Origin of the sequence: Gillisella vitis, from assembly GCF_001541345.2 — a bacterium.
GTDB lineage: Bacteria > Pseudomonadota > Alphaproteobacteria > Rhizobiales > Rhizobiaceae > Allorhizobium > Allorhizobium vitis.
This window is the reverse complement of the sequence record NZ_LMVL02000014.1, coordinates 1-12,800: the sequence shown is the minus strand read 5'-3', so window position 1 is coordinate 12,800 and position 12,800 is coordinate 1. Positions and strand designations below refer to the sequence as shown.

Sequence of the window (12,800 nt, the reverse complement as noted above, 5' to 3'; positions counted from 1 at the left end):
TTCGCGGCAGCACTTTATATGTAGCGCCTATGCCCAGTTGGCATCCGCCGCATGAATTTCGCCTGAAACCCTGACAGGTTTAAGGAAATATGCGGTAAATCTTATATCAACTGCTATTAAAAATGGCAGTTGATATTCCTTTTTCGAATATCTCAAGCCTTTGGTGCATTTGAGATATTCGAAACTCGCTTAAGGCGAGGATGCGTTAGCATCTTCGAGCCTTGGTATTAACCGTATCGGACATGTTGCCGTTCTCTACTGAATTATCGCTGAATGGGGTATCCCAAATTCATGACAAAAACGTTTGCATAGAGAGCGGTACCGATGCCGCCTCAATGCGGTGAACTTGCCGTTGCACCTTGGCCCCGAATTGTCTAAAAGCCCGCCAGCCGCATTGTGAAATGCAGAGATTGGTTTCAGCCGGACATGTCCGGCACAGGTTTGAGGTCGAGACGGTCGGGCCATGGCGCGCATTGTGATGAAATTCGGCGGTACATCCGTCGCCAATCTTGAACGCATTCACAACGTGGCGCGGCATGTGAAACGTGAAGTGGATGCCGGCCACGAAGTTGCCGTGGTGGTTTCGGCCATGTCCGGCAAGACCAACGAATTGGTGGACTGGGTCCAGACCATGCCCAAGGTCGCCGGTGCTGCTTCGCCTTTCTATGATGCGCGTGAATATGACGCTATCGTGGCCTCCGGTGAACAGGTGACATCCGGTTTGCTGGCCATCGCCCTGCAATCGCTCGGTATCAATGCCCGCTCCTGGCAGGGGTGGCAGATCGCCATCAAAACCGACAATGCCCATGGCGCGGCCCGCATCCAGGAGATCGACGGTTCCGATATTATCCGCCGCATGGGCGAGGGCCAGGTCGCCGTGGTGGCCGGTTTCCAGGGCATTGGCCCGGACAATCGCATTGCCACGCTAGGCCGCGGCGGGTCCGATACCTCGGCGGTGGCAATCGCGGCAGCCGTCAAGGCCGACCGTTGCGATATCTATACCGATGTCGATGGTGTCTATACGACCGATCCGCGCATTGAACCCAAGGCGCGCCGCCTGAAAAAGGTGGCGTTTGAGGAAATGCTGGAAATGGCGTCGCTTGGCGCCAAGGTGTTGCAGGTGCGCTCCGTCGAGCTGGCCATGGTACACAAGGTGCGCACGTTTGTGCGCTCGAGCTTTGAAGATCCCGATGCTCCGGGCATGGGTGACGTGCTGAACCCGCCCGGAACGTTGATTTGCGATGAGGAAGAGATCGTGGAACAGGAAGTTGTGACCGGCATTGCCTATGCCAAGGATGAAGCCCAGATATCCCTGCGCCGGCTGGCCGACCGTCCCGGCGTGTCGGCGGCGATTTTCGGGCCTTTGTCCGAATCGCATATCAATGTCGATATGATCGTCCAGAATATTTCCGAGGATGGTTCCAAGACCGATATGACCTTCACCGTCCCCTCCGGCGATGTGGATAAAGCGCTGCAAGTGCTCTCCGACAACCAGGAAAAAATTGGTTTCGATGTGGTGCAGAGCGAAAAGGGCCTGGTCAAGGTCTCGGTGATCGGCATCGGCATGCGCAGCCATGCAGGGGTTGCGGCGACCGCTTTCCGCGCACTTGCCGATAAAGGCATCAATATCAAGGCGATCACCACGTCCGAGATCAAGATTTCCATCCTGATTGACGGCCCTTACGCCGAATTGGCTGTTCGCACTTTGCATTCCTGCTACGGTCTCGATAAGGCTTGATCAACAGGTGGGAATTTGCCACCTTTGATCACTACCTCCGGGCGCATTTTGCGCCTGGATTGTCATTATCGGGAGCATGCACGCGATGAGAGACCTTTCTGCAGGTCCGCGCGTCCTCCTCAAGCGTCTTCGCGAATTGATGGCGGAGCCCCTTGAGCCTCAGGAGCGTCTTGACCGTATCACTCGCCAGATTGCGAGCAATATGGTTGCCGAAGTTTGCTCCGTTTATGTTTTGCGCTCCGATGGTGTGCTGGAGCTCTACGCGACCGAAGGTCTCAATCCCGACGCGGTGCATCTGGCCCAGCTGAAAATGGGGCAGGGTCTGGTCGGTACCATCGCGGCATCGGCCCAACCGCTCAATCTTTCCGATGCGCAGGCGCATCCCGCTTTCCGCTATCTGCCTGAAACCGGTGAGGAAATTTATCATTCTTTCCTCGGTGTGCCGATTTTGCGGGCTGGCCGCAGTCTTGGCGTTCTTGTCGTCCAGAACAAGGCGCAACGGAATTATCGGGAAGACGAGCTTGAAGCGCTTGAAACCACGGCCATGGTGCTGGCCGAAATGATTGCCACTGGCGATTTGAAGAAGATTACCCGGCCTGGCCTCGAACTGGACCTGACGCGGGCCGTGACCATCGATGGCGACAGCTATAGCGAGGGCATCGGCCTTGGCCATGTCGTGCTGCACGAGCCGCGCATCGTCGTCACCAATCTGTTGAATGAGGATACAGATACCGAGCTGAAGCGGATGGCCGAATCACTCGGTTCTCTGCGCATTTCCATCGATGACATGCTGTCGCGCCGCGAAGTGGCGATGGAAGGCGAGCATCGTGAGGTTTTGGAAACCTATCGGATGTTTGCTCATGACCAGGGCTGGGTGCGGCGTATGGAAGAGGCGATCCGCAATGGCCTGACGGCGGAAGCGGCGGTCGAAAAGGTCCAGAGCGATACCAAGGCGCGGATGATGCGCCTGACCGATCCCTATATGCGTGAGCGCATGCATGATTTCGACGATCTTGCCAACCGGCTGCTGCGCCAGCTGACCGGATTTTCAGGGAGCAGTGCGGAAAGTTTCCCCGCCGACGCGGTGATTTTCGCCCGTGCCATGGGCGCTGCCGAATTGCTCGACTACCCACGCCAGAACATTCGCGGACTGGTGCTCGAAGACGGTGCGGTCACCAGCCATGTGGTGATCGTTGCCCGCGCCATGGGCATTGCCGTGGTTGGACAGGCAGCCGGTGCCGTGGCGCTGGCTGAAAACGGTGATGCCGTCATCATCGACGGCGATGACGGCAAGGTGCATGTGCGCCCGATGGTCGATTTGCAGACGGCCTATGAGGAAAAGGTCAAGCTGCGCGCCCGTCGTCAGGAACAGTTCAAGGCGTTGCGTGATGTCGAGCCGCTCAGCAAGGACGGACAGCGAATCAAATTGCAGATGAATGCCGGATTGATGGTCGATCTGCCGCAATTGGCTGAATCGGGGGCCGAAGGCATCGGCTTGTTCCGTACCGAATTGCAATTCATGATCGCTTCGACCATGCCCAAGGCCGATGAGCAGGAAGCGCTCTATCGCAATGTGCTGAAACAGGCGAAGGGCCGACCGGTCACCTTCCGCACGCTGGATATCGGCGGCGACAAGGTTCTGCCCTATTTCCGCAGCCATGAGGAAGAAAATCCAGCTCTCGGCTGGCGTGCCATCCGGCTGTCGCTGGACCGGCCCGGCCTGTTGCGCACCCAGATGCGGGCACTGCTGAAGGCTGCTGCTGGCGGTGAGCTGAAGATGATGCTGCCAATGGTCACGGAAGTGTCGGAAATCCGAGCCGCCCGTGAATTGCTGCAAAAGGAAGTGCATCACATCTCCAAATTCGGCCATGGCCTGCCAAAGCGGCTGCAATTCGGCGTGATGCTGGAGGTTCCGGCCCTGATGTGGCAACTCGACGAGTTGATGCAGGAAGTGGATTTCGTCTCGGTCGGCTCCAATGACTTGTTCCAGTTTTCCATGGCGGTCGACCGGGGCAATGCCCGGGTGTCCGACCGGTTCGACAATCTGGGCCGGCCTTTCCTGCGCATTCTGCGCGATATCGTCCGCGCTGCCGACCGGCATGATACGCCGGTGACGCTGTGCGGCGAGATGGCGGGAAAGCCGTTGTCATCCATGGCGCTGTTTGCTATCGGCTTCCGCTCGGTGTCGATGTCGCCGACGGCCATCGGTCCGATCAAGGCCATGCTGTTGCAATTGGATATCGGCAGGCTTTCCGCCGAGTTGAATGCGTTGCTGGACGACAACAGGCCAAGTGAGCCGATCCGGGCTTTCCTGACACGGTTTGCCGAACAGAACGGCGTTCCGGTCTGATTTCTGAAGAAAAACAAGAGGTAAAGGGTGGCGAAGCTTCCTGTCGATAAAATGCGCGAGCTTGAGCGCCGGTTTGGCGAAATCGAGGCGCGCATGTCCGCCGGGCCTGCTGCCGATGTCTATGTCAAGCTTGCCTCGGAATATTCCGAATTGCAGCCGGTGGTCAAAGCCATCCGCGAACTGGGGCTGGCGGAAAAGGAAGTCGCCGATCTGAAGGCGCTGCTGGCCGACAAGGGCACGGACCGCGAGATGCGCGATCTGGCGGAAATGGAGCTGCCGGAGGTGGAGGCACGGCTGGAGGGGCTAGAAAAGGAAATCCAGATTCAGCTTTTGCCCAAGGATGCCGCTGACGAAAAAAGTGCGATCCTGGAAATCCGCGCCGGGACGGGCGGGTCAGAAGCTGCGCTGTTTGCCGGTGACCTGTTTCGGATGTATGAGCGTTTTGCGGCCGGCAAGGGCTGGAAAGTCGAGGTCCTGTCTTCCAGCGAGGGCGATGCTGGGGGCTTTAAGGAAATCATCGCCACCGTGACCGGACGCGGGGTGTTTTCCAAGCTGAAATTCGAATCCGGTGTTCACCGGGTGCAGCGCGTTCCCGATACGGAGACGCAAGGACGTATCCATACGTCGGCTGCCACCGTTGCGGTTCTGCCCGAGGCGGAAGAGATCGATATCGAGGTTCGGGCTGAAGACATTCGTATCGATACGATGCGTTCCTCCGGGGCAGGCGGCCAGCACGTCAACACCACGGACTCTGCGGTGCGCATCACCCATCTGCCGACCGGTCTGGTGGTGACCAGCTCGGAGAAATCCCAGCATCAGAACCGGGCGAAGGCCATGCAGGTGCTGCGTTCGCGTCTGTTCGACATGGAGCGCCAGCGGGCCGACAGCGAACGGTCGGCGGATCGCAAGAGCCAGGTCGGCTCCGGCGATCGGTCCGAGCGGATACGCACCTATAATTTCCCGCAGGGCCGAGTGACCGACCACCGGATCAACCTGACCCTCTACAAGCTCGACCGGATGATGATTGGTGAAATCGATGAAGTGGTCGATGCCCTGATCGCCGATTATCAGGCTGGGCAATTGGCGCAACTCGGCGAACAGGCATGACAGGCGCACCGGTGACGCTGAAGCAGGCGATCACCGCCGCCCGTCTCCGTTTTGCGCAAGCGGCTATCGCCGATGCGCCAGGCGATGCGCGGATCTTGATCGCCGGTCTTCTTGGATTGACGTCGACCGATCTTATCGTGCAGGACAACCGGGTTTTGAGCGCCGATGAGACGAGCCTGATTGAGGCGGCAGTTGCGCGGCGGCTGATGTTTGAGCCTGTCCACCGGATTTTGGGACGGCGGGCCTTTTACGGCCTGGAACTGGCCTTGTCGCCAGCGACATTGGAACCGCGACCCGATACGGAAATCCTGATCGAGCGTGTTTTGCCGCATCTTCATGCCATGGTGGCGAAGAATGGCAGCGTCCGCCTGCTGGATATGGGGACGGGTACCGGCGCGATTGCCCTGGCGCTTTTGCAGGAATGTCCGGGGGCGACAGCATTGGCGACCGATATTTCCGCCGAAGCGCTGGCCACGGCGCGGCAGAACGCCGCAGCCAATAACCTTGCAGACCGGTTCGAGACGCTACAAAGCCATTGGTACGAGGCTCTGTCAGACCGTTTTGACATCATTCTGTCGAATCCGCCCTATATTGTCAGCGATGTGATTAAAGATCTGGCCCCCGATGTTCGTCTTTACGATCCTGCCGTAGCACTTGACGGCGGCGCCGATGGATTGGATGCTTACCGGGCAATTGCAGATGGTGCTGCCGATTTTCTGAAGCCGAGCGGTCTTGTTGGGGTGGAAATCGGTTACGACCAGGTGATGGCGGTGACGCAACTTTTCGAGAATAATGGTTTCGTTCTTGTGGAAAGCGCAAAGGATCACGGCGATAATGATCGGATTCTGTTGTTTGCTCAGACCGCACCGCAACTATAGTGGTATTCACCAAGGAACTTTCTGCAATGCAAAGAAAGGGCTTGGTTTTCGAAAGGAAGCGGGATAGGTTGCAGACACGCACCGGGCAGCGGGGAATGAACAAGGATTCGTTTGGCTCTGGGTCGACCGCAAACATGCCTCCTTAAGGAGACGGTAGCGGCGCGAATGTTCCTGGTGTGTGGATCAAATAATTTACTGCTTGATTCCTTAAGCCGAGGTCGGGTTAAGGGCAAAAATTATGCAGAATGTTAACGTGTTACAGTCGACCCTCACGCATTTGATAGAATGCAAGGAGCTGTGATAGTCACCAGCGGCCGTATGTTGCATTGGCGCAGTATGCCCCGCAGCGCGTGGAGCCCCGGTTCGATTGAGCGAACGGGCCGCGTCGCCCTCATATCAGCAAGACAGAAATCAGGTGAGTAATCGATGAGGCCAGGACAGCAAAACAAGCGCAGTCGGGGGCGTAGCAGTGGCGGTAGCAATAATAATAACGGCAACAATTTCAACCGCAAGGGCTCCAACCCGCTGACCCGCACCTATGACAGTTCGGGTCCTGACGTGAAGATCCGCGGCACGGCGCAGCATATCGCTGAAAAATATATGGCGCTGGCGCGCGATTCGCATAGTTCAGGCGACCGGGTCATGGCCGAGAACTATTTGCAGCATGCCGAACATTATAACCGCATCATTGCCGCCGCCCAGGCGCAGATGCAGGAGCGGGTCCATCGCGACGATCGCGACTATAATGACCGCGACGGTTCCGACATGGATGGCGACGAGGGCGATAACGGTTTGGACCGTGGCTACCAGCCGCAGCCCGAAATGCCGGTTCAGCAGCCCCGCATCCAGCAGGAACGGGTTCAGCCAGAGCGCGCCCAGCAGGAGCGTCCAGAGCGCACCGAACGGCAGGACCGTCCAGAACGGGCCGAGCGGCCAGAACGCACTGAGCGTCCGGATCGCCGCGAGCGCACGCATCAGGACCGCCGGCCGCAGCCAATTGCCCAGCCGCAGCCTGAGCTGGACATTGCCGGAAGCGGACCGCAGCCGGTGATCGAGCAGACCCCGGTCGAAGCTGAATTTGCCGCTGAGGAAAGCGCACAGCAGGCCAGCGCGAAGTCGGATCGGCCCCAGACCCGCCGCCGCACGCCTTCTGCCCGTCCGCGCCGTCCGCGTCGCACTGCTGAAGAAATCGCTGCCGAAGCGAATGGTGAAGCCAGTGCCGAAGGCAAGCCACCGGCCAAGGGTCGCGACAAGGCCAATAATGGCGATGCTCCGGCTCTTGCCGATATCGTTTCGGAATAATATCCATCGGTGATTGAACCAGACAGACTCTGGCCAGACAGACTCTGGAATGACCGGTGACCAAAATTAGCCCCTTCTCTTTTTATGGAGCGGGGGCTTTTTTATGTTTTGTTTTCGGTTGCTTGCCTTTCATCAAGAGCGTTTGATTTTTTGTACGAAGCCGCTCTTTAAAGGGCAAAATCGCCTCCCCATATCAGCTTTGACGAATTGAACGGAATCCCTTTAAAGGATCGGATTCAATCACCGGGCCTGCCGATTGGGGGCCTGATCCTCAAAACCCATGCCGTGCCTTGACGGGCGGCCTGGAGACTGGAGAGCGAAGATGAACGTTGAAAAATATTCCGAACGGGTGCGCGGCTTTTTGCAGTCTGCCCAGACGCATGCGCTGTCGGAAGGCCACCAGCAATTTACCCCTGAACATGTGTTGAAAGTGCTTCTGGATGATGAGCAGGGCATGGCCTCCTCGCTGATAAGCCGCGCAGGCGGCGATCCGAAGGAAGTCAGGATCGCCAATGATGCAGCGCTTGCCAAGCTGCCGAAAGTGTCTGGTGGCAATGGTCAGGTCTATCTTGCCCAGCCCCTGGCCCGGGTGTTTTCCACCGCGGAAGACGCAGCCAAGAAGACGGGCGACAGTTTCGTTACCGTCGAGCGGCTGTTGCTGGCCCTGGCGGTTGAAACCTCGGCATCCACATCCGCCAGCCTGAAAAAGGGCGGGGTTACGGCTGCGGCGCTGAACCAGGTGATCAATGATGTCCGCAAGGGGCGTACCGCCGACACCGCCAATGCTGAACAGGGCTTCGATGCCCTGAAGAAATATGCCCGCGACCTGACGGCAGAGGCGCGAGAAGGCCGGCTCGATCCGGTGATCGGTCGCGACGATGAAATTCGCCGCACGATGCAGGTCCTGTCACGCCGCACCAAGAACAATCCGGTCCTGATCGGTGAGCCCGGCGTCGGCAAGACGGCGATTGCCGAAGGCTTGGCTATTCGTATCGTCAATGGCGATGTGCCCGAAAGCTTGAAAGACAAGAAACTGATGGCGCTGGATATGGGCTCCCTGATTGCTGGGGCCAAATATCGCGGCGAATTCGAGGAACGCTTGAAGGCGGTGTTGAACGAAGTTCAGGCCGATAACGGCGAAATCATCCTGTTTATCGACGAAATGCACACGCTGGTCGGCGCGGGCAAGAGCGATGGCGCCATGGATGCGTCCAACTTGCTGAAACCTGCACTGGCGCGTGGCGAATTGCATTGCGTTGGCGCGACGACGCTGGACGAGTATCGCAAGCATGTGGAAAAAGACCCGGCGCTTGCACGGCGTTTCCAGCCGGTGATGGTGGATGAGCCGACGGTGGAAGACACGATTTCCATCCTGCGCGGCCTCAAGGAAAAATATGAGCAGCATCACAAGGTCCGGATCGCTGATTCGGCCATCGTCGCAGCTGCGACTTTGTCGAACCGTTATATCACCGACCGTTTCTTGCCGGACAAAGCCATCGACTTGATGGACGAAGCTGCCTCGCGCCTGCGCATGCAGGTGGATTCCAAGCCGGAAGAACTGGATGAGTTGGACCGTCGTATCATTCAGCTGAAAATCGAGCGGGAAGCCCTGAAGAAGGAAACCGACATCGCCTCCGCCGACCGCTTGAAGCGGCTGGAAAGCGAATTGGCCTCGCTGGAAGAAGAAGCCGATGCGCTGACGGCCCGTTGGCAATCGGAAAAGCAGAAGCTTGGTCTTGCTGCCGATCTCAAGCGCCAGCTGGATGAGGCACGCAACGACCTGGCCGTCGCCCAGCGCAAGGGCGAATTCCAGCGTGCCGGCGAACTGGCCTATGGCGTTATTCCAGGCCTCGAAAAGCAGTTGACCGATGCCGAGGCAAAGGATGCCTCTGGCGCGGCCAGCATGGTGCAGGAAGTGGTGACGCCTGACAATATCGCTCATATCGTCTCGCGTTGGACCGGCATTCCGGTGGACCGGATGTTGCAGGGCGAACGGGAAAAGCTGCTGCGCATGGAAGACGAATTGGCAAAATCGGTGGTCGGGCAGGGCGATGCGGTGCAGGCCGTATCGCGGGCTGTGCGCCGCTCGCGGGCCGGACTGCAGGACCCCAACCGGCCGATTGGCTCCTTCATCTTCCTCGGTCCGACTGGCGTCGGCAAAACCGAGTTGACCAAGTCCCTGGCCCGTTTCCTGTTCGATGATGAAACGGCCATGGTGCGCCTCGACATGTCCGAATATATGGAGAAACACTCCGTATCCCGGCTGATTGGCGCGCCTCCGGGCTATGTCGGCTATGAGGAAGGCGGGGCTCTGACGGAATCGGTGCGGCGCAAGCCCTATCAGGTCGTGCTGTTCGATGAGATCGAGAAGGCGCATCCCGATGTCTTCAACGTGCTCTTGCAGGTTCTGGATGATGGTCGCCTGACCGATGGCCAAGGCCGCACGGTGGATTTCAAGAACACGATCATCATCATGACCTCCAATCTGGGGGCCGAATATCTGACAGCTCTTGGTGAGGACGAGGATGTCGATAGTGTTCGCGATCAGGTGATGAGCGTCGTCCGGGCCTCTTTCCGTCCCGAATTTCTCAACCGAGTCGATGAGATCATCCTGTTCCATCGTCTGCGGCGCAGTGAAATGGGTGCGATTGTCGAGATCCAGATGCAGCGGCTTCTGGCTCTATTGGCAGAACGCAAGATCACTGTCGATCTTGGCGGAGATGCTCGCGATTGGATGGCCAATAAGGGTTATGACCCGGTTTATGGTGCAAGGCCATTGAAGCGGGTGATCCAGAAATACTTGCAGGACCCGCTCGCCGAGCAGATCCTGTCAGGCGAAGTGCTTGACGGTAGCGAGGTGAAAATCACCGCCGGTTCGGATCGGCTGCTGATCAAGCCGGTCAAGCCGATGGATCAGGTCGCAGCCTAAGACCTTCCAGCATCACCCTTTATTCGAACATCAGTGGTGGCGGCTTTCGGGCCGCCATTTCCATGTAATATTACTGGCTGTATTCAATTATTGGCAGCAAGCTGCCGATTTTTCTCGGCACTGCTCAAGAGGTCGTCGATGCGCTGCCGTTCCTGCTCGAATTTTGCCAATGTGCCGCCGTTCAGCGACTTGCCGTCCGGCAAGCGGACCTTCATCGGATCAACCTTGGTGCCGTTGACGATGATTTCGTAATGCAGATGCGGTCCGGTGGATTCGCCTGTCGTCCCCACCCAGCCGATGACCTGACCCTGGCGGATCTTTGCCCCGGCAACCACACCCTTGGCGATGGCGCTTTGGTGGTTATAGGAGCTTTCATAGCCGTTCGGATGACGAATGATTGTCTGGTTGCCATAGCCGCCGGAATCCCAGCCGGCTTTTTCAACCGTTCCGCTGCCGGCAGCAATGATCGGCGAACCGGACGGTGCGCCCCAATCGACGCCGGTATGCATGCGCGAATAGCCAAGGATCGGATGTCTGCGCATGCCGAAGCCCGAGCGGAACACACCATTCGGAACCGGATTGCGAATCAGGAACTGGCGATTGGTCTTACCGTTTTCGTCAAAGTAATCGACGGAATTATCGGATGGATCCTGGAAGCGATAAAGCGACGTTGTCGTGTCGCCAAACCGCGCCCGCAGGAAAAGCAGTTCTGAATCTGCTGCGGCCTTGCCGCTTTCATCCGCAGCGGAATAGAAAACCTCCAACCCGTCAGTCGGCCTTAGCGGCGCCTGCAAATCCACGCTGCTGGCCAGCAGCCGGACCATTTGCCCTGTCAGTTCCTTGCTAAGTCCATAGGAAAGAGAAGCCCGGTAAATCCCATCATAAATACTGGGTAAGTCACGGCTTGCCATGACCGGAGGGCTATTCTCATCAAATGCCGTTGCAATGGCATCCAGCATGGGTGGCTCAGACCCTTCAACGAGATGGCTTTGGTCATCGACGGCCATCGTCACCAGGTGCTTGCCACCACGGTAAGCGCTAAACCGGACCACGCGGGCCTGTTCCCCGCGCTGAATAATGCCCAGGCGCAGAACATCACCGGATTGCAGCGAGGGGCTTCCCAATTTTTCGCTAAGGCTGTCGGAAATCGCCTTGGCTTTTGCTTCGGGATAGCCTGCTCCGGTCAAGGCAGCAATGATGGTCTGCTCGCGGCGAACCGGAATAATATCGTCGGCATATTCGTCGGTATCCGGCGTGACGGGGTCCGGTGTCGAGACGCTCAGATTTTGCTCAACGACGCGGGCCGAAAGGCCGGGATTTATGTCGAGATCGGCATCGGGATCAGCAAACCGCTCTGGGTCTATATAATAGAGACCGGAAACCTGTTGCGTTCCTTCCGTCAATACGGAGCCATTGGATCGCACATTCTCTTCTACCTCATCTGAAGTCATGCCCGGCGCCGCTTTGAAAGGCGTACCGTTTACAGGAAAGGCGACGGTCTTCAGGCTGATTTCGGAATCGACGTTCGAACCGTAGATCGTCCCGGTGCGCGGGGTTACTGTCTGTTCGTCGCCGGCAAAAATACTCAAGGGATCAAAAGGCGGATAGTTTTCCTGGGTGGAAAGACTTGTCGACACCAGCATTTTCAAATGGGTGAATGGCTGGCGACGCACCACATCCTTGTCGCCGCTGCGGATCACGGTTGACACATCCAGAACCGACCGGCTCGCGGTTTTCGCCGAAATGACGGTATTGATCAACCGTCCACCGCGGCGCACGCCATCGGCACTATCATTGTGTTGCTTGAGATCAGCGAGCGCAAAGGCCTCAGCCGGTATCGCCAATTGCTGGCGGCCATCCAGTGCTGCAAAAAGTGCCACGCCCATCAGGACTGACGAGGTGATGCCGGTGAGAAATGTGCCTGTTAGCCACCGTAGCGAAATTTCCCGTCGATCAGGCGCACGCCGCCCATCCGCGAGGATCGGAGGTTCCATGCCAAGGGATCGCAACAGGTTTTTATCCAAGCTCATATCTACCTGTTACCACTCTATCTCCCGACACTCCTGATATTTTGACCGCCGTCAAGCAGATCATATCAGCCTGGCACCTCCAGACCGATCCTTTGGGAGCCGTTGTATACCATCTGCCCGCTTGCCGCTTGACTGTCAAACCCTGCGGCAATTGCCGCGCCGCAAACACTAAACACTATAGGGCTTATTCCACGGACGTCTTTCAAAACCGAAGGCAGAAGCGCGGTTTGCAAAGTTCCACGGTTTATTGGTCAAAACATCGGATTGTGTAAATCTAAGGGCGCGAATGGGAAAATGCGCCGTTTATGTACCCAAATGTGGAATAGGCGCTGAATGTAGACCATTCCACACCCTAGATCTGGTTTGACATGGCGAAATTTGGAAAAGACCGAAAGTATGTCACACGACACGAACATCATTTTTGTTCATTTTTTCAGCTACTTGCACGTTTTTTGGCGTCATCGGC

The 12,800-nt window shown here is 57.6% G+C and carries 7 protein-coding genes; 6 read left to right on the top strand and 1 reads right to left on the bottom strand.

The features are described 5' to 3' along the window. Window positions 1-463 precede the first annotated feature (463 nt). The 6 genes from ASB66_RS25575 (at window position 464) to clpB (ending at window position 10,304) form a co-directional block, all read left to right on the top strand. Window positions 464-1,738, top strand: coding sequence for an aspartate kinase (locus ASB66_RS25575; protein WP_060718039.1), 1,275 nt, complete (start codon window positions 464-466; stop codon window positions 1,736-1,738). A gap of 85 nt (window positions 1,739-1,823) precedes the next feature. After that, window positions 1,824-4,088, top strand: a complete 2,265-nt coding sequence (ptsP, locus tag ASB66_RS25570; protein ID WP_060718040.1) for a phosphoenolpyruvate--protein phosphotransferase — start codon at window positions 1,824-1,826, stop codon at window positions 4,086-4,088. 27 nt (window positions 4,089-4,115) lie between these two features. Further along, a complete protein-coding gene (prfA, locus tag ASB66_RS25565) occupies window positions 4,116-5,195 on the top strand; it encodes a peptide chain release factor 1 (protein WP_060718041.1) in 1,080 nt (359 codons plus the stop codon). After that, window positions 5,192-6,073, top strand: a complete 882-nt coding sequence (gene prmC, locus ASB66_RS25560) for a peptide chain release factor N(5)-glutamine methyltransferase (RefSeq protein ID WP_060718042.1) — start codon at window positions 5,192-5,194, stop codon at window positions 6,071-6,073. Before prfA ends, prmC begins: the two co-directional genes overlap by 4 nt. A gap of 426 nt (window positions 6,074-6,499) precedes the next feature. Then, window positions 6,500-7,375: a DUF4167 domain-containing protein gene (locus ASB66_RS25555; protein ID WP_060718043.1), complete on the top strand. Its 876-nt coding sequence runs from the start codon at window positions 6,500-6,502 to the stop codon at window positions 7,373-7,375. Window positions 7,376-7,697: 322 nt separating this feature from the next. Beyond that, window positions 7,698-10,304 carry an ATP-dependent chaperone ClpB gene (clpB, locus tag ASB66_RS25550; RefSeq protein WP_060718044.1) on the top strand — a complete coding sequence of 869 codons (2,607 nt, stop codon included), beginning with the start codon at window positions 7,698-7,700 and terminating at the stop codon, window positions 10,302-10,304. A gap of 83 nt (window positions 10,305-10,387) precedes the next feature. On the opposite strand, the gene ASB66_RS25545 is transcribed toward clpB, so the two are convergent. After that, the gene (locus ASB66_RS25545) at window positions 10,388-12,334 is read right to left on the bottom strand and encodes a M23 family metallopeptidase (protein ID WP_015917264.1); all 1,947 of its coding nucleotides are present in this window, start codon (window positions 12,332-12,334) and stop codon (window positions 10,388-10,390) included. Window positions 12,335-12,800: the final 466 nt, after the last annotated feature.

Bases quoted from the DNA above. Each gene is read 5' to 3' on its own strand.
- prmC (WP_060718042.1), top strand. From the start codon at position 5,192: ATGACAGGCGCACCGGTGACGCTGAAGCAGGCGATCACCGCCGCCCGT.
- ASB66_RS25575 (WP_060718039.1), top strand. From the start codon at position 464: ATGGCGCGCATTGTGATGAAATTCGGCGGTACATCCGTCGCCAATCTT.
- ptsP (WP_060718040.1), top strand. From the start codon at position 1,824: ATGAGAGACCTTTCTGCAGGTCCGCGCGTCCTCCTCAAGCGTCTTCGC.
- ASB66_RS25545 (WP_015917264.1), bottom strand. From the start codon at position 12,334: ATGAGCTTGGATAAAAACCTGTTGCGATCCCTTGGCATGGAACCTCCG.
- clpB (WP_060718044.1), top strand. From the start codon at position 7,698: ATGAACGTTGAAAAATATTCCGAACGGGTGCGCGGCTTTTTGCAGTCT.
- ASB66_RS25555 (WP_060718043.1), top strand. From the start codon at position 6,500: ATGAGGCCAGGACAGCAAAACAAGCGCAGTCGGGGGCGTAGCAGTGGC.